The sequence below is a fragment of the Bradyrhizobium sp. OK095 genome (assembly GCF_900109945.1).
GTDB lineage: Bacteria > Pseudomonadota > Alphaproteobacteria > Rhizobiales > Xanthobacteraceae > Bradyrhizobium.
The window spans coordinates 343,325-360,994 of record NZ_FOBX01000008.1 but is presented as its reverse complement, the minus strand read 5'-3'; the positions used below and the strand labels follow the sequence as shown (position 1 = coordinate 360,994).

Genomic DNA, 17,670 nt, shown 5'->3' with positions numbered 1-17,670 from the left:
AAGGACGCAACATGCAGTTCGAGTTCTTGCTGGAACAGGTGGTGAATGGCCTCGTGCTCGGAGGCTATTACCTGCTCATCGCGCTCGGGCTGTCGCTGATCTTCTCCGTCGGCGGCATCGTCAACCTCGCGCATGGCGCCTTCTATGCGCTCGGCGCCTATGTCTGCGTCGAGCTGACGAAACGCTTCGGCTTCGGCGCTTCAGTGATGATCTCGCCGCTTGTGGTTGCGCTCCTTGGCATCCTGTTCGAGCGCTTCATCCTGCGACGCTTCTACACTGCCGATCCCATTCTCAGCCTGCTCGTGACTTTCGGCCTTGCCATGGTCGCGGAACAGGCGATCCGCATGATCTGGGGCGCCGCGCCTGTTTCAACCGAGATCCCGCAAAGCTTTCGCGGCTCGGTCATCGTCGGCGATTTCCTGTTCTCGCGCTATCGCCTTCTGATCCTCGCCGTGGTCGCAACGATAATGATCGGGATCTGGCTGTTGCTGCAAAAGACCTCGTTCGGGCGCGTTGTGCGCGCCGGCATCCAGCGGCCGGACATGGTCGCGGCGCTCGGCATCCGCCTGCAACCCTACATGACAGGGATCGTGATGCTCGGCGTCGGCATGGCCGCGCTGGGCGGCGCCTTCTTTGCGCCGATCACGACGGTGCACCCCGCCATGGGCGCGGACATCATGACCGTCGCCTTCGTCGTCGTGGTGATCGGCGGCCTCGGCAGCTTCTGGGGCGTCGTCATTGCCGCGCTCCTCGTCGGCGTGGTGCGCGGCATCACCATTCACTTCGAACCTGCGGCCGGTGAAGCCTCGATCTACGTCCTGATGTTCCTGGTGCTGCTGGTGCGCCCGCGCGGCCTGCTCGGCGAGCGTATCGAGAAGTTCGAATGAGCCGCACGTCCGCCATCGACAGATTGAAGCCACTGCTGATCGCTGCTGCGGCGGTCATCGCGCTGCCCTTCCTGTTGAAGGCGGTCGGCCTGTCGCTGAATACCGGCACCTGGATCGTCGGGCTCGCGATCGCAACCATGGGGCTCAATCTCTGCATCGGCTATACCGGCCTCGTCTCGTTCGGCCACAGCGCCTGGTTCGGCATCGGCGCCTATGCCGCAGGCCTGATCCAGCTGCGCTATTTCCCCGGCGAGATCTGGCTGCCGCTGCTGGGGTCGATGATCGTCGTCGCGATCGTATCGACAGTCATCGGCATGCTGATCCTGCGCCGGCGCGGCGTTTACTTCTCGCTGCTCACTCTGGCGCTGGCCGCCCTCGTCTACACCACCGCTTTCCGCTGGACGAGCCTCACCGGCGGCGAGGACGGGCTCGGCGGCCTGAAACGCGGCGGCATCGGACGCATCAGCTTCGATAGCGCGCTCAGCTATTACATCGTGGTCGCAGTGATCGGGCTCGCCGTGCTCTATGTGCTGATGCGCTTGGTGCGTTCGCCGTTCGGCCATGTGCTGGTGGCGATCCGCGAGAACCAATTGCGGGCGAGCTTTCAGGGCTATCCGGTCGAGCGCTACAAGCTCGCGGTGTTCGTGATCTCCGCCGTCGTCACCGGCCTTGCCGGCGCGCTGATCGCGTTCCTCAACTATCTCGTTTCGGCCGAGGCCGTCTCGGTGCCGTTCGCCGGGGAGCTGCTGGCGATGGTGGTGATCGGCGGCATGCGCAGCCTGTTGGGTCCGGCGCTCGGTGCGCTGTTCTTCATTCTGTTCCGCGAGCTGTTCTCGATCTGGACGTCGGACTGGCTGTTCTGGTTCGGCCTCATTTTCGTGGCCTTCGTGATGTACTCGCCCGGCGGCCTCGTCGGCATCGGCGCGCTGATCATGCGGCGCCTCCGTCCGCCAGCGGAAGAGACCGCTGCGATGAGCCGGCGCAAGATCTATGACGGCCTGCCTCTGCCGGACTTTTTGCGACCGGAGGCGCTGAAGGGCACGGTGCTGGAGGTCAGCGGCGTGTCACGAAAATTCGGCGGCATCCGCGCCGTCGAGAATGCGAGCATCACGATCGCAGCCGGCGAGATCCACGCGCTGATCGGACCGAACGGCGCCGGCAAGACCACGCTGTTCAATCTGGTCTCCGGCCTCTACGCGCCGGATCAAGGCACCATCCGCCTCCAGGGTCGCGACATCGCCGGCGTGCCCGCAAACCTGATCTGTCATCAAGGGCTGGCGCGCTCGTTCCAGATCACCAATTTGTTTCGCGGGCTCTCCATCTACGAGAATTTGCGGCTGTCGCTGCAAGCGCGGCGACCGATGCGCTTCAACATCTGGAATGACATCGACAATTATCCGGAGATACACGCCGAGACCGCGGCGCTGACAAAATTCCTCGGGCTCGAAGGCATCGAGGAGATCGAGGGCGGCGAGCTCTCCTATGGCGGCCAGCGGCTGGTCGATCTCGGCATCGCGCTCGGCTCGAAACCGCAGGTGCTGCTGCTCGACGAACCGCTCGCAGGGCTCGCCGCCGCCGAGCGCGAGCGCGTCTCCAACCTCGTCAGGAACATCGCGACCAACATCCCCGTGCTGATCGTCGAGCACGACATCGACCGCGTGCTCGGCTTCTCCCAGGTCGTTACCGTGATGAACCAGGGCGAGGTCCTGATGTCGGACTGCCCCAGCGCAGTGCGGGCCGATCTGCGGGTGCAGGAGATCTACACCGGCAAGGGCATTCCCGCCGTCGAGCATCGCCGCAGCGATGAGGCGGCCGGCGAGCACGAGACCGTGCTGCGCCTCGACGGCGTCAATACATTCTATGGCAAGAGCCACATCCTCAACGACGCCGCGCTCGACGTGCGCGACGGCGAGATCGTCGCGCTGCTGGGCCGCAACGGCGCGGGCAAGTCGACGCTGTTGAAGACCATCGCCGGCCTCGTGCCGGCGGCCTCAGGCAGCATCGACTATCGCGGCACCGATATCGCATGCCTCCCAGCGCCCGACATCGCGCGCCGCGGCGTCGGCTACGTGCCGCAGGGCCGCGGCCTGTTTGCCGGCATGACCGTGCGTGAAAACCTCGCGCTCGGACGTCTCGCGCGCAAGACCGACGGCAGCGACGGCGTGGTGTGGAGCGAAGAGCAGATCCTGCATTACTTTCCCCGCCTGAGGGAGCGGATGAATATCGCCGCCGATTATCTCTCCGGCGGCGAACAGCAGATGGTGGCGGTTGCGCGTGCGATGTCCGGCAATGTCCGCCTGCTGCTGCTCGACGAGCCGTTCGAGGGCCTTGCGCCGGCCGTGACGCTCGAGCTGTTTGGGGTGTTCGACCAGCTGCGCAAAAAAATGTCGATCGTGATCGTCGAGCATAATCTCGATCTCGTGCTGGCGCTCGCCGACCGCGTCTTCGCGCTCGAGCGCGGCGCGGTGTTCCACCAGGGACCGGCGGCGCCGCTCTTGAACGATCTCGGCTATCGCAAGCAGATCCTCTGGCTGTAGGCGCCCCCTACTCCGCCTTGATGTTCGCGGCGGCCACGACTTCGGCAAGCTCCTTCGTCTCTTTCGCGATCTTGGCGGCATACTCGGCCGGGGCCAGCACGCTGACGACGCCCTGCGAGCCGAGCTTCTCCTCGACTGCCGGATCCTTGGCAGCCGTGACGATCTCCCGGTGCAGCGTCTCCAGGATCGGCGCAGGTGTCGCCTTCGGCATGAAGAAGCCGACCCAGAATGAGAGGTCGAAGCCGGGATAGTCGGCTTCCGCGACGGTCGGCACGTCGGGCAGCGACGGCAGTCGCTCGGCCGATGACACCGCGAGCGCCCGCAGCTTTCCGCCTTTCACCAGCGGCACCGCGGACAGCGGATCGAACACGGCGAGCACCTCCTGCGCGAGAATGCCGACCTCGGACGCCGCACCGCCGCGATAGGGCACGTGGATCATCTTGATGCCGGCCTTCTGGCTGAGCAGCTCCATGGCGAGGTGGGCGAGATTGCCGTTGCCGCCGGAGCCGTAGGCGAGTTCGCCCGGCCTGGCTTTCGCGGCAGCCACGAGATCGGCGACGGTCTTGATGTCGGCGGTCTTGGGGTTCTCCGGATTGACGACCAGCACGAGCGGCGCCGAGACGACTGTGGTCAGCGGCGCGAAGTCGCCTTGCGGGTCGTAGCGGATGTCTTTGAACAAGGTCTTGTTGAGCGTGATCGTGGAGGAGTTGCAGGCCAGCATCGTGTAGCCGTCCGCGTCCGCATGTGCGACGCCTTCGGCGGCAATCATGCCGTTGGCGCCGGCGCGGTTCTCGACCACGAAGGGCTGCCCGAGTTTTGCACCTAACCGATCGCCGATGATGCGCGCGACCACATCGACCGGACCGCCCGCGCTGAAGCCGACCATGACCTTGACCGGCCGCGTCGGGTATTTCTGGGCGAGGGTCTCCGTCGACAGCGCGCAGGCGCACAATCCGGCGATGACGGCCAGCAGGCGAGCCGTTCGTTGCATTGGTTCTCTCCCCAGACCGCATTGCGCCGCTTGTGCATGTTTGTTGGTGCGACGCGTGTGAGCGGCATGATTAGCGGGCACGCCGGATTTCGCAATCGCGTTTCCACGCCGGCATTCCGTCGCGCGGCAGGTGAGAGCAGCCTCCGAACAAAAAATGCGAAACAACCCCATGCACAGTAGGGCGCCGCTGCGAAATCAGCGGTTTGCTGATTTTACGAAATTCAGTTGACCCGTCGGGCAAAACAGGTGCATGATGCCACCATCGCAACAATCGCAAGCGTGGCCGCCGCCCGACCACGGCCGCCTCGACCTTGTTGCGCGTAAACCCTTCATCGACATCCCGAAATTCGCATCCGCCCGCACCAGCGAACGGTCGCGCGCGCCTGCGCCAGCAACGGACACAGCACATGACGACAGCACCGGACCTCCACGTCCCCTCAAAACTTGCGGCAATCAACCGCGGCGGCCCCGCCGCAACGCCGCGGGTGAAGCTCTACAAGCGCCGCATCGCGATCAACCATCCCGACCCGCAAGCTGGCGAACGATTGCTGGCCGAGGCGCTCGGCGCCGTCGACCGCGACGCGCTGCACGGCCTCCTCAGACAATTGGCCAAGGCGAGTGCGGTCGGACATAAGCCGGACGAGACCAATCTCGCCTTCATGATCTCGATGATCGGGAGCATCGCGCCGAAGGATTCCATCGAGGCCATGCTGATATCCCAGATGGTCTCCGTTCACATGGCGGCGATGCGTTGCGCCTGTCGCCTCGCCTGCATCGACGATCTTCCGCAGCAGGAGAGCGTCACACGCGCATTGACCCGGCTCTCGCGCACCCTCGTCGCCCAGGTCGAGGCACTGAACCGCCACCGGAGCAGCGACGAGCGCGCGATCACGGTACAGAACCTGTCCGTGCAGGACGGAGGACAGGCGATCGTGGGCAATGTCACCCAACACGCCAATGTGCTCGTTGCGGAGACGGGGCCGAGGGACACGAGGCAAGACGCCACCCCATGACCGGCTCCCACGCCCGCAACACAGGCCCGATGCGGGCCAGCCCCCGCTGCGGCGCCACAACCCGCGACGGCGGCACGTGCTGCGCCCCAGCCGCGCGCGGGAAGGAGCGATGTCGCATGCATGGAGGGGCACCACGATGCGGCGCGCCAAGAGGAAACTGGAATGCGCGGAAGCACGGGCTGTTCGCACGGGATCAGATCGCCGAACGAAGGGCGATCCGGGCGTTGCTCGGCGAGACACGGGAGTTGCTGATCAAGATGAAAACGGACGGACCACCGAAAGGCTAGTGGCTCATTTCCACGTTCCGATCTCGCCGCGAACGATCCATTAATAGACCATATAGAGTTATACGGTCCATTTATGAAGTGATCGGCGTCGAATCCCGCCGCCCTCCCTGGAATTGATTGGCTTCGCTTCCTAACGAACGCACCCTGACAATTTGCGCGTGCTTGTGAACTGCTTCACACGCGCGCCTTGGCCGACCTCGGTAGCTTGGGCCGGTCTCGGATCAGGCGGAGGGGTATCATGGGGGCATTGAACCTTTCACAGGTGCTTTGGGAGGAGCGACGCGCGCTGGCAGGCGCTCCTCTGGGATTCGCGCCGATCGATCCGCCACCCAACGGCGCAGAAGCGTCGACAAAGCCGGCATCCGCCACGGCGCCAGCGCCAGCAAGGCCCGCATCCGAGACTGCGTCAAAGTCAACCTCACCGTCAGCGCAGACTTCGCCACAGTCCTCCCCAACCTCAGCGGAGTCGGTGCCACTCCCCACGGACGAGGTCCCCGAGCAACTCCTCAAAGTCTACCAAGCGCTCAACACGGACGACCGGTGGGCCCTGTGCCTGTCCGGCGGCGGAATCCGCAGTGCTGCGTTCGCGCTCGGCATCCTGCAAAGGATTGCGGCCCTGGACGTCACGTCCAAACGCAAGGGCGAGAAAGCCGGCTCGGCTCTGATGCAGTTCGACTATTTGTCGACGGTGTCGGGAGGCGGCTATATCGGCAGCTGGCTGTCGGCGTGGCTCTATCAGAAGCGCAGGCGCGAAAAAGAGCGGCAGAAAAAGCATCCAGACGTGCCCTCAGAGGAGCGCGAGCCGGACGACGCGCCGGACTCCGTGGTGGCGGCACTCAACAAGCGGTATGGCGACGGTCAGATCAGGGATCACGAAGAAGCCGAGCCGGTTTCCAATCTCCGGCGCAACTCACACTTTCTCTCTCCGAGCTTTTCGTCGCTTTCTCCCGACCTGTGGAGTGATGTTGCGGGCGTCCTGCGCAATCTGTTCCTCAACTGGGTTTTGCTGGTTCCTCCCATGATTCTTGCGGTGCTCGTGACCAAAGCACTCTACTTTGTCCTCATCGACGCCCACGATATCACGGTTGCGCACCCGCTGACCTGGCTTCTGCTTGTGATGCTGGCATCGGCGCTCTGCTTCGGGGCTTCCTTGTCATTCTCCGTCGCGAACCGCCCCGCGCGCGGCTGGATCAATGTCCCACAATCCCGGTTTCTCCTTTGCGATCTCGCGCCTTTCCTTGTCGGAGCCGCATTGCTGGTTCTCGTGCTGCAAAGTCAATTCGGCCTGTCGAAGCTCTCGGAGCTGACCACAGCCGGCGGATTCGGATTTCTCAATCAGTTTGAGCGCGACCACCTCACACTGGCGGTGCTCGTCCGTGGGGGTATCTTCGGATTTGTATTTTATTTTCTCGCGCTGGTGTTCGCGCCTTTATGGGTGCGCATTTTTGGAAAGTCGGCTCGGCCGCCGCCCAAGGGCGGCCCCAAATATCCATGGGTCGATTTTGCCGCATGGTGCGTCGCCGGCGTAGCCTTCGGTCTGCAAAGCGCCGCGGGACTCATTCTGCTTTGGCGCTACAACCCCACCGACTCCGCCGCCACGGCGGCGGGCTTTGCGTGTGTGTTCGGGCTGCCCTGGATCGTGGCGGCGCGCATCGTCGCTGACGTGATCTATATCTCGGTTGCTGAATTTCTGTCGGAGGTGGACGTCGGTCTCGAATTTCAGGCGAGGTCAAGTGGACTATTCACGCTGGCCTATCTTGGCTGGCTGCTGTGGTTCGGGCTCGTGCTTGGCGCGCCACCGGCCGCCATATGGATCGAGAGTCATCTCGGCAGCGCGGCCGTCCCCTCTCTTGCAACGGGCGGAGGTGTTTCGGGCCTGCTATCCATCATTCTGGGGGCGAGCTCGAAGACCAAAGCCGCTGCCGAGCAGGTTTCTGGCTTCCGCCAATACCTCGGACTGAACACAATCGCAGCAATCGCAGCGGCGGTATTCGCAGTAGCCCTGGTCGCTCTCCTGTCCATCCTCTGGGATTGGGCATTCATACCTTTCGAGTCCTGCGCCGACGGTCACATGCCCTGGACCGTCGTGTTCATCACTGGCGCCGTGCTCGGCGTTCTGATCTATGCGACGTCGAGGGTGTTGAGCATCAACCGCTACTCACTCCACAGCATCTACCGGAACCGCCTGGTGCGCGCCTTTCTCGGCGCGTCACGCCACGAGAGCGCCCGCGACAAGACGAAGAATGCCTTCACGGATTTCGACGGCCGAGACAGCCCGTATCTGCGAGAGCTTTGGGAGCCCGGCATTGAGCCACGAGGGCCCCACTGGAAGCCGTTCCACGTCATCAGTGCGGCCCTCAACCTCGTTTCGTCCAAGAACCTGGCATGGCAGGAACGGATGGCGGCACCCTTTACGTTCTCGCCTCTGCATTGCGGCAGCGGCAGCGCGGTATTTTCCGACGGCGCTTACCGGACGACCTATGCCACGACCACGCAGCCGAAACCTTACGGAGGACCGCCGCTCGGCCTCACGCTCGGCACTGCCATGGCGATTTCCGGTGCGGCCGTGAGCCCGAGCATGGGCTACAACTCATCGCCCGGCGTCGCTTTCCTGATGGCGCTGTTCAATGTGCGACTTGGCTGGTGGCTGGCCAATCCGCGCGGCGACAATCCCGATTACGCGGAGGCCAAGCCGCCCTTTGCCCTCCGGCCGTTCTTCATGGAGATGTTCGGTCTGACCAGCGAGACCGAACGCTGGGTCTACCTCACCGACGGCGGGCACTTCGAGAATCTCGGCCTCTACGAAATGGTTCGCCGTCGCTGCCGCGTGATCGTTGTCAGCGACGCCGGCTGCGACCCCGACTATTCCTTCGAGGACCTCGGCAACGCGCTTCGCAAAATATGGATCGATCTCGGCGTGCGGATCGACATGCGCGGCCTCGATCTCCTGAAGAAGCGCTTCATGGAACGCCCGACCCCTGCGACGGACGCCCCTTACTGGGCGGTCGGCGATATTCTCTATCAGGAGGCCGATGGCGGTGAGTCGCAAAACGGCCTGCTCCTGTATTTCAAGTCGGGCCTGCACGGCACGGAGCCCATGGGCGTCCTGAGCTATGCGATCGCCCACGGCACCTTTCCGCATGAGTCGACGCTGAACCAGTTCTTCTCGGAATCGCAATTCGAGAGCTACCGGGCGCTCGGCTACGAGATCGCGGACCGCGCATTCAAATCCGGCGACGGCCTGGCGGTCGATGCGGCGACCGAGGCGCCGCCCACGTTCCTCTCGATCGTGCAGAAACTCAAAAGCCAGATGCCGGCAGACGCGACGCCGGCGCCACGTAAATATCGGCCGGTGCGACGATGGATTGCTCTGCCGTCGACACACACACGTCAACGGAACTCGACGCCCGCCTCCAGCGAGCCCTCAGGATGACGTCGCGTTGCGGGGCAATGCCGCTCAGCGGACATGCGCGAGATAGTAAGCGAGATCGCCGATCTGGTCCTTGCGCCAACACGCCCCCTCCGGCCATTGGCACGCCTCCCCCAATCATGTAACCCCACCCGAAACCTTCTCGGGACGGGACGCTCATGACTGCCACCGACGACGCGGGAGGCCCCACCCGCGCGCTGATCTTCGCGCTGGTTGCGCTCGCCTGCGGGCACATGCTCTCGACCTTGCTGCGCACCATTCCGGCGATCAGCCTCGACCTGATGGCGGCGGATTTCCGCATCGAGCCGCAGGCGCTGGCGAGCCTCACCTCGGTCTATCATTTCGCCTTTGCGGCGTCGCAGATTCCGGTTGGGGCGGCGATGGACCGGTTTGGCGTCCGGCCGGTGTCGCTCGCCTTGCTGGCGGGAACCGTGATCGGCGCGATCGCGTCGGGGTTTGCGCCGGGGCCGGAAAGTTTTGCGGTCGGGCAGCTGATGCTGGGCGTTGCCACCTCGGGCATGCTGATGTGCCCGATGACGCTGGCGGCCAAGCAATTGTCGGCTGCGCGCTTCGGCCTGTGGTCGGGCGCGATCCTCTCGATCGGCAATATCGGCATGCTGCTGTCGTCGAGCCCGCTCGCCTTCGTGATCGACACTTACGGCTGGCGCGCCGGGTTCTGGATCTCGGCGATCGGCGGCATCGCGGTCGCGCTCGCGGTGTTCGTGCTGGTGCCGAACCAGCCAGCCGGGCACAAGGACGAGTCCTCGGCGCTGTCGCAGATGATGGAGGTGCTCAGGCTCGGCCTGTCGCGGCCGCTGCGCGGCCTGATCGCGCTGGCGCTGGTGTCGCTGGCGAGCTCGCTGGTGCTGCGCGGCCTGTGGGGCGGGCCGTGGCTGATGCAGATCAAGGGATTGACGCGGGTCGAGGCCGGCAACCAGCTCGGCGCGTTCACGCTGGCGATGATCGCGGGGCCGCTGCTGGTCGGCATGATCGACCGCAGGCTCGGCCGCCGCCGCGCGCTGGTGGCCGGCACCCACGCGTTCGCGGCGCTGCTGCTCGCGCTGATGGCGTTAGGGGCGCCGCACCTGCCGGTCGCATGGCTGTTCGGCGTGACCGTCATGCCGCCATACTACGATCTGGCACTGTTCGTGCTCATCGGGCTCTTCACCTCCGCGCAGCCGCTGCTGTTCGGCATGTCCAGGCAGCTCGTCGATGCGCAGGTCGCGGGCAAGGCGCTCGCCGCAGTGAACCTCGCCTTCTTCCTCGGCACGGCGCTGATGCAATCCGTCACCGGCGCGGTGGCCGCGCTCGCGGGGCTGCCGGCGGTGCTGCTGTTCATGGCGGCGGCGCTGATGGTGGGAGTGCTGATCTTTTTGACTTGTACGACGTCGAATTCGTAGGATGGGTTTCGCTGCGCTCTACCCATCCTACGCGAAGGAATCAATTCCATGCCCGTCGACACCAAAGCCGCCACCGACCGCCTCATGCGCTTCCTCGCGATCGAGGGCGTCACCGGACAGGAGGCGGCGATCGGGCTTGACCTTGCCGCTGCGCTGAAGGAGGCCGGCGTGCCGGCCAAGGCGATCCGGCTCGACGATGCCAACAGCCGCATTCCCGTGCCGACCGAGACCGGCAATCTCATTGTCGACCTGCCCGGCCGCGGCGCGCTGCACAACCAGCCGCGGATCATGTTCATGACCCACATGGACACCGTGCCGCTCTGCGCCGGCGCCAAGCCGAAGCTCGCGAAGCGTAAGATCGTCAACGAGGCCAAGACCGCGCTCGGCGGCGACAATCGCTGCGGCTGCGGCGTGCTGGTGACGCTGGCGGCCGAGCTCGAAAAGCAGAAGCTCGATCATCCGCCGATCACGCTGCTGTTCTGCGTGCGCGAGGAGAGCGGGCTCTATGGCGCGCGCCACGTCAAGCTGGACGAGCTCGGCTCGCCGGTGATGGCCTTCAATTATGACGGCGGCTCGGCCTCCAACGTCGTCATCGGTGCCGTCGGCGCGGACCGCTGGACCGTCGAAATCATGGGCCGCGCCTCGCATGCCGGCGTCGCGCCCGAGCGCGGCATCTCCTCGACCATGATCATGGCGCTCGCACTCGCAGACGTGAAGGCCGGCGGCTGGTTCGGCAAGGTGGTGAAGGGCAAGGGCGCGAGCGCGCGGCAAGGCACCAGCAATGTCGGCCCCGTCACCGGCGGCGAAGGCCGCCCCGCGGGCGATGCCACCAACGTCGTCACCGACTATGTGCATGTGCGCGGCGAAAGCCGCAGCCATGACGGAAAATTCTTCAAGGAGATCACGAAAGCCTACAAGGCCGCATTCGAGAAGGCGGCCAAGAAGGTGACGAACGCGCAAGGCAAATCCGGCAAGGTCAAGTTCAAGGCCGAGACCGATTATTTTCCGTTCCGCATGAAGGAGAACCTCCCCGTTGTGAAGCGCGCGATCGAGGCGGTGTCCGCGGTCGGCGGCACCCCGAATGTCCGCGCCGCCAATGGCGGGCTCGATGCCAACTGGATGGTCCGCCACGGCATTCCGACCGTGACCTTCGGCGCCGGCCAGAACGAGGCGCACACGATCGACGAGTGGATCAATCTCGACGAATACGACCGCGCCTGCGCGCTGGCCGTGCAGCTCGCGACGATGCGGTGAGCTCTCGTAGGGTGGGTTAGCTCCGCGACTGCGCTTCGCGCATCCGCCTGCTACCCACCCTACGAACCAAAAAGAAAAAACAGGGAGGCCACATGCCGCGCATCGCGAATATCGAGACCGGGTTCTACCGGATCCCCCTCCCCGTCACGCTGTCGGACTCAACGCATGGCGAGATCGCGGCGTTCGAGCTGATCACCTGCCGGGTCCGCGATGCCGATGGCGCGGAGGGTGTGGGCTACACCTACACGGTCGGCCGCAATGGCGGCGCTGTCGCTGATATCCTCAAGCGCGAGATCCCGCCGCTGGTCGAGGGACGCGAGGCCGATGACACGGAAGCCGTCTGGCATCACGTCTGGTGGGGCCTGCATTATGGCGGCCGCGGCGGGCCGGCGGTGCTGGCGCTCTCCGCGCTCGACATTGCGCTGTGGGACCTGAAGGCGCGTCGCGCGAAACTGCCGCTGTTTCGTTTGCTCGGCGGTTTTGATGCGCGCGTGCCGTGCTATGCCGGTGGCATCGACCTCGATCTCTCCGTCGAGGCGCTGCTCGCCCAGACCGACGGCAATCTCGCAAAAGGCTTTCGCGCCATCAAGATGAAGGTCGGCCGGCCTGATCTCAAATCCGACGTCATGCGCGTCGCGGCGATGCGCCAACATCTCGGCGACGGCTTTCCGCTGATGGCGGATGCCAACATGAAGTGGACGGTCGAGGAGGCGATCCGCGCCGCCCGCGCGTTCGTGCCCTACGACCTCACCTGGCTGGAAGAGCCTGTTATCCCCGACGATGTCGCGGGCCATGCCCGTATCATGCAGGCGGGAGGCGTACCGATCGCGGCGGGCGAGAATTTGCGCTCGCTGTGGGAGTTCAAGAACTACATCGTCGCGGGCGCGGTGTCCTATCCCGAGCCTGACGTCACCAATTGCGGCGGCGTCACCGCCTTCATGAAGATCGCGCGGCTGGCGGAGGCGTTCAACCTGCCCGTCACCAGCCACGGCGCGCACGACATCACCGTGCATCTGCTCGCGGCCTGCCCGAACCGCTCGTATCTGGAGGCGCATGGATTTGGGCTGGACACCTATATCGAGCATCCGCTGGTGCTCGAGGACGGCAAGGCCTTGGCGCCGGACCGCCCGGGCCACGGTATCGGCTTCGACTGGAAGGGGCTGGCGAGGCTGGCGCCGTAAGCAACGCGCGTTGCTGCACGCGAGGCATTCCAAGGCGCTTGATGTGGCGGCCCGATATTCGGTTATGCTGGCAGCAGCCGGCCCTCCCTTGCGAAAGCCCCACCTTGACCCCCGAGTTGCACCAGAAACTGACCGCGTGGCGCCGGCATCTGCATGCCCACCCCGAATTGTCCTTGCAGGAGAAGGCCACTGCCGCCTTCGTGCAGGAAAAACTCACCGAGCTCGGTATTCCCTTCGAGGCGGGCGTCGGCGGCCACGGTATCGTCGCGACGCTGACACAGGGGGCGGCACAAGGCCGCGTCGGCCTGCGCGCCGACATGGATGCGCTGCCGATCACTGAGGACACCGGCCTGCCCTATGCGTCGACGAATCCAGGCGTGATGCATGCCTGCGGCCATGACGGGCACACCGCCTCGCTGCTCGGCGCCGCGGCGCTGCTCGCTACTGATCCCAGCTGGAGCGGCACGGTCGATTTCATCTTCCAGCCGGCCGAGGAAGGATTTGGCGGCTCGCGCGCGATGGTCGCGGCCGGGCTGTTCGAGCGCTTTCCGATGGACCGGGTGTTCGGCTTCCACAACTGGCCGGGCCTTCAGGCCGGCACGGTTGCGGTCCATGACGGCGTGGTCATGGCCTCTGGCGGACGCGTCAGCATCACCATCGACGGCCATGCGGGGCACGCCGGCATGCCGCATCTGACGCGCGATCCGGTGATGGCGGCGGGCCACCTCATCGTGGCGCTGCAATCGATCGTGTCGCGCAGCGTCGATCCGCTCGACACCGCCGTGCTCTCGCTCTGCACGCTCGAAGGCGGCACGGCGCGCAACCAGATCGCAGGACGTGTCACGATCGGCGGCACGCTGCGGTATCATCGCGAGGCGGTGAAGGACATCCTGCTTGCGCGGATCGGCGAGATCTGCGCCGGCATCGCGACGAGCTTTGGCGTCAAGGTCACGCCGGAGATCGTGATGGGCGTCGGCGTCGTCATCAACACGCCGGCGGAAGCGGGTCTCGCGCGCCTCGCCGCCGAGAAGATGCAGACGCCGGTTCGCCGCGACCTCGCGCCCAGCATGGCCGGCGAGGATTTTGCCCACTACCTCCAGCAGCGTCCAGGCGCCTTCGTCTGGATCGGCAACGGCGAATTGCGCGACGGCGCCGAGCTGCACGGCCCGCGCTACGATTTCAACGACGCGATCCTCCCCGTCGCATCCGACTGGATGGCCGAGGTCGCGAAGACGGCGCTGGCATCCAACTAGCTGCGCGCGGCGGCCATCCGGCCGCCGCCGTCACGCCTCGTCCAGGACTTCGAACAATTCCTCGACCCGGTCGAACGGGGCATCGCGCATCTGGCTGTGATAGACGACGCGGTCGCCGTCGCGTTGCAGCGATTTGCCGCGCGATTTCCGCAAGCGGCCCGGCAGGAACGTTGCGGCCACCGCACTTGTGCCGACGTCGAGGCGGACGATGCCCCGCCGCCTGCAATCGAGCCTCAGCCTTGCCGCAGCGAAGAAGTCGCACGCGATCTTCGGCAGTTGACCGAACCGGCGCGAGGTTTCCTCTTCGAGATCGTCGAGTTCGTCCTCGCTCCGGCACCGCGCGGCCCGGGCATAGAGCTCGAGCCGCACGGGCTCGGACTGCACATAGGTTTCGGGAAGCATGTCCGCGATCGGCAGATTGAGGTCGGGCACCCACATCTCGACCCGTCCGTCAGCGACCTTCTCGGAGGCCATTTTCAGAAGATGGCTGTAGAGCACCGGCCCGAACACCTGGACATGGCCGGATTGCTGCTCCGAAAACAGATCGCCCGCGCCTCTCAGATCCAGATCGCGCTCGCTGATGGCAAAGCCCGCACCCGGCCGGCTGAACTCCTCGAGGACGGCGAGCCGCTTCTCCGATTGCTCGGAGCCTGTCTCGTTCAGCAAATAGGCGAAGGCGCGGATGCCGCCGCGGCCGACGCGTCCGCGCAGCTGGTGGAGCTGGGCGAGACCGAATCTCTCGGGCCAGCAGACCACGATCGTGTTGGCGCGCGGAATGTCGAGGCCGCTTTCCACGATGTTGGTCGCGAGCAGCACGTCAGCCTCGCCCTCGACGAAGCTCATCATGCGGTCGTCGATCTCGTCGGCCGGCAATCTGCCGTGGAGACAGACGATGCGGAGATCAGGAGCCACTGCCTGCACGCGTGCCAGCATGGGCTCCAGATCCTGGATGCGCGGACAGACCAGGAAACTCTGGCCGTGGCGCCGCTGCTCCCGCAGCAATGCCGAAGCGATCGCGGCATCCGAGAGTGGAGCGATCTTGGTTGCGATCGGAAGCCGGTGAACCGGCGGCGAGGCGATCACACTGAGATCCCGGAAGCCGGCAAGACCTGCGGCGAGCGTGCGCGGGATCGGCGTGGCGCTCATCCAGAGGGTATGGACATTTTTGGCGAGGCTCGAGAGCTTCGCTTTCTCGGCTGCGCCAAAATGCTGCTCCTCGTCGATGATGACGAGGCCGAGATCATCGAATTTTACGTCCTTCGAGCCGAGCGCCTGCGTGCCGACCACGATCTTCATCCGGCCGCTGCGCAAGGCCTCCTTGGTCTGGCGCAACTCCGCACCCGACGTCGCGCGCGACATGTTGCCGACGTCGATGTCGAACGGGGCAAAACGCTTACGGAAGGTTGCGACATGCTGCCGTGCCAGCACCGTCGTCGGCACCGCGATCGCCACCTGCTTCCCGGAGAGCACCACGGCGGCTGCGGCCCGCAACGCCACCTCGGTCTTGCCGAACCCGACGTCGCCGCAGATCACGCGATCCATCGGATGGCCGGAGGCGAGATCGTCCAGGACGTCATTGATGGCTTTGGCCTGATCGACCGTCGTGAAGTAAGGAAAGCGCGCGACGAATTTTTCGTAGGCCGAGCCCGGCGGCACCAGCTTCGCACCCCGCCGGCGGCGGCGCTGGCTGATGTGCTTGGCGAGCGCCTTGCCGGCGATCTGGATCTCCAGCTCGGCCGAGGTGCGGCGCGACCACCATGTGCTGCCATCCGCCTTGTCGAGCGCCAGCTTGCCGGGCTCCGTCGCGTAAGGCCACATCAAACCGAGATCGGGCGGCGGCACGAGAGCGGCATTGCCTCCCGCGAACACCAGCCTGACCATCTCCCGCAAGGCGCCGCCGCCGGTGTTAACGGTCTGCAAGCCATCGAGCACGGCGAGGCCGCGCTGGAGATGAACCACCACCGTGCCCTGCTCCGGCACATCGGCATGATCGAAGGCCGCGCCCCAGCTGCGCGCCATCGGCTGCGGATGATGGGCCCTGCTGCCGAGCACGTCGGACGCGGTCAGGACGACGACGGCCTTTCGCCCGGGCATGACGAAGCCGGCGTCGAGATCGGCGATCAGTGCCGCTTCGCGATTGCGCGCGCGCATGGCCTTGTCCCAATCCGCGACGCGTTCCGCCTTCACGCCGCTCATCCGCTCCATCGCGCGCAAATCCTCTTCCTGCGCGGCAACGAAGATCAGGCGCGAATCGACTTGCCGGGTCTCCTCGACGAAGGCGCGAAGGGCTTTGCGCGAAGATGTCAGTTTCGAGAATTCGGGTGTGGGCTGGAACGGCGCCGTCCGCGGCAGCACCTTCATGCCCCTGGTCGCCTGCTTCCAGTCGCGCGGTCCAAGATATTCGCGCTCCCTGTCCGCGCGCGTCGCAGCATCCTCGATCGTGCTAAGCCAACCGTCAGCGTGCAACGGCACCCCGGCATCGGCGATCCATTTGGCGCGTCCGCAATAATCGAACAGCGTCGCGCGCTTGCCGCGGCCGGCCATGGCGAGCCGTTCCGACATCGGGTCGACGAGAAGCTCCTTGGTCTCGAAAATAACGTCGTGCTCTCTGGGGTCGAACGCCACGATCCGGCTGATGGTGCGCCCCGAATGCTCGATCCGGAACGGACCGAGCGCGCCCGCGGGAAATATCTCGAAGGTCTGCCCATGGAACAGCGCACCGCCCGGATAATCAGGCTCGTCTTCCAGATCGTAACCCAGGGCCTCCAGACGCACGCGAAGCTCGGCTTCCGAGAACGTCCCGCCGACCTTCAGGCTGGTGTTGAGCCGGAGCAGGCTCGCCGGCAGTGGCAAGCGCTCCATGACGGCTTCCGCCGTCGAGATCAGAAAGATCGGATTTTTGGATTTCGCCAGGCGCCGCAGCACGGACGCGCGCCGGCCTGCGATTTCGTGGGACGGTTCCAGCTGGTCGAACGGCAAGGTGTTCAACCGCGGAAACACCAGGACCTCGCAGGAGGGGTCGAGCCCATGAAGGATGCTGCCGAGCCGCTCCGCCCTGTTCTCGCTCTCGGCGAGGAACACGAGGCCAGCGCTGCCGGACTGCTTGTATTGAGCAAGCAGATGCAGCGCCATCAGACCAAGCGGCGACGACGACGCGACCGCGGCACGTTGCACCGCCTTGCCCTTCGCCGGCAGACGTCCGCGCGGCGCGCTCTTCCTTGGCGCGCTTTTCTTCGGCAAAGTCTTCGTTCGTGAAGTCTTGGTTCGTGAAGTCTTGGCCGGCGCGTTCTTGTCGCGAGAGAGCTTGTTTCCCGACGTCTTCGCCAGCCGCGTTTTTGTGGAATGCCGCACGTTCATTCGTCTCGAATTGTCAACAATCATCGATGGCACACGCGCCGAGCCGTTCCGATTCGGCGGTCCGTCGCCATGCATATGGG

At 65.2% G+C, this 17,670-nt stretch carries 10 protein-coding genes; 8 read left to right on the top strand and 2 right to left on the bottom strand.

Annotated elements, in window-relative coordinates; genetic code table 11:
- The first annotated feature begins 11 nt into the window (after positions 1 to 11).
- Together BMW89_RS22870 and BMW89_RS22865 are read left to right on the top strand one after the other, a co-directional pair.
- Positions 12 to 887 (top strand): branched-chain amino acid ABC transporter permease, encoded by an 876-nt coding sequence (locus BMW89_RS22870; RefSeq protein ID WP_092029254.1) that lies wholly within the window; start codon positions 12 to 14, stop codon positions 885 to 887.
- Positions 884 to 3,424 carry a branched-chain amino acid ABC transporter ATP-binding protein/permease gene (locus BMW89_RS22865; protein ID WP_092029253.1) on the top strand — a complete coding sequence of 847 codons (2,541 nt, stop codon included), beginning with the start codon at positions 884 to 886 and terminating at the stop codon, positions 3,422 to 3,424. Before BMW89_RS22870 ends, BMW89_RS22865 begins: the two co-directional genes overlap by 4 nt.
- Before the next feature lie 7 nt (positions 3,425 to 3,431).
- On the opposite strand, the gene BMW89_RS22860 is transcribed toward BMW89_RS22865, so the two are convergent.
- Positions 3,432 to 4,415: a Bug family tripartite tricarboxylate transporter substrate binding protein gene (locus tag BMW89_RS22860; RefSeq protein WP_092029252.1), complete on the bottom strand. Its 984-nt coding sequence runs from the start codon at positions 4,413 to 4,415 to the stop codon at positions 3,432 to 3,434.
- 407 nt (positions 4,416 to 4,822) lie between these two features.
- Between BMW89_RS22860 and BMW89_RS22855 the strand changes: the two genes are divergently transcribed.
- From BMW89_RS22855 to BMW89_RS22825, 6 genes are all read left to right on the top strand, one after another.
- The gene (locus tag BMW89_RS22855) at positions 4,823 to 5,428 is read left to right on the top strand and encodes a hypothetical protein (RefSeq protein WP_092029251.1); all 606 of its coding nucleotides are present in this window, start codon (positions 4,823 to 4,825) and stop codon (positions 5,426 to 5,428) included.
- Between the two features lie 756 nt (positions 5,429 to 6,184).
- Entirely contained in the window at positions 6,185 to 9,148 is a 2,964-nt protein-coding gene (locus tag BMW89_RS22845; RefSeq protein WP_244547653.1) for a patatin-like phospholipase family protein, read from the top strand.
- Between the two features lie 155 nt (positions 9,149 to 9,303).
- Positions 9,304 to 10,545, top strand: a complete 1,242-nt coding sequence (locus BMW89_RS22840; protein WP_092029248.1) for an MFS transporter — start codon at positions 9,304 to 9,306, stop codon at positions 10,543 to 10,545.
- A 48-nt stretch (positions 10,546 to 10,593) separates the two neighbouring features.
- Positions 10,594 to 11,799 (top strand): M20/M25/M40 family metallo-hydrolase, encoded by a 1,206-nt coding sequence (locus BMW89_RS22835; protein ID WP_092029247.1) that lies wholly within the window; start codon positions 10,594 to 10,596, stop codon positions 11,797 to 11,799.
- Positions 11,800 to 11,891: 92 nt separating this feature from the next.
- Positions 11,892 to 12,980: a mandelate racemase/muconate lactonizing enzyme family protein gene (locus BMW89_RS22830; protein WP_092029246.1), complete on the top strand. Its 1,089-nt coding sequence runs from the start codon at positions 11,892 to 11,894 to the stop codon at positions 12,978 to 12,980.
- Between the two features lie 104 nt (positions 12,981 to 13,084).
- Positions 13,085 to 14,233 (top strand): amidohydrolase, encoded by a 1,149-nt coding sequence (locus BMW89_RS22825; RefSeq protein ID WP_177196248.1) that lies wholly within the window; start codon positions 13,085 to 13,087, stop codon positions 14,231 to 14,233.
- Between the two features lie 30 nt (positions 14,234 to 14,263).
- Here the strand turns inward: BMW89_RS22825 and BMW89_RS22820 are convergent, their stop codons facing one another.
- Complete coding sequence (locus BMW89_RS22820) at positions 14,264 to 17,368, bottom strand: DEAD/DEAH box helicase (RefSeq protein ID WP_177196256.1); 3,105 nt, start codon at positions 17,366 to 17,368, stop codon at positions 14,264 to 14,266.
- Positions 17,369 to 17,670 lie beyond the last annotated feature (302 nt).

Excerpts from the sequence above, each read along its gene's own strand:
- BMW89_RS22840 (WP_092029248.1), top strand. The coding sequence starts at position 9,304 with ATGACTGCCACCGACGACGCGGGAGGCCCCACCCGCGCGCTGATCTTC.
- BMW89_RS22855 (WP_092029251.1), top strand. The coding sequence starts at position 4,823 with ATGACGACAGCACCGGACCTCCACGTCCCCTCAAAACTTGCGGCAATC.
- BMW89_RS22865 (WP_092029253.1), top strand. The coding sequence starts at position 884 with ATGAGCCGCACGTCCGCCATCGACAGATTGAAGCCACTGCTGATCGCT.
- BMW89_RS22835 (WP_092029247.1), top strand. The coding sequence starts at position 10,594 with ATGCCCGTCGACACCAAAGCCGCCACCGACCGCCTCATGCGCTTCCTC.
- BMW89_RS22860 (WP_092029252.1), bottom strand. The coding sequence starts at position 4,415 with ATGCAACGAACGGCTCGCCTGCTGGCCGTCATCGCCGGATTGTGCGCC.
- BMW89_RS22830 (WP_092029246.1), top strand. The coding sequence starts at position 11,892 with ATGCCGCGCATCGCGAATATCGAGACCGGGTTCTACCGGATCCCCCTC.
- BMW89_RS22870 (WP_092029254.1), top strand. The coding sequence starts at position 12 with ATGCAGTTCGAGTTCTTGCTGGAACAGGTGGTGAATGGCCTCGTGCTC.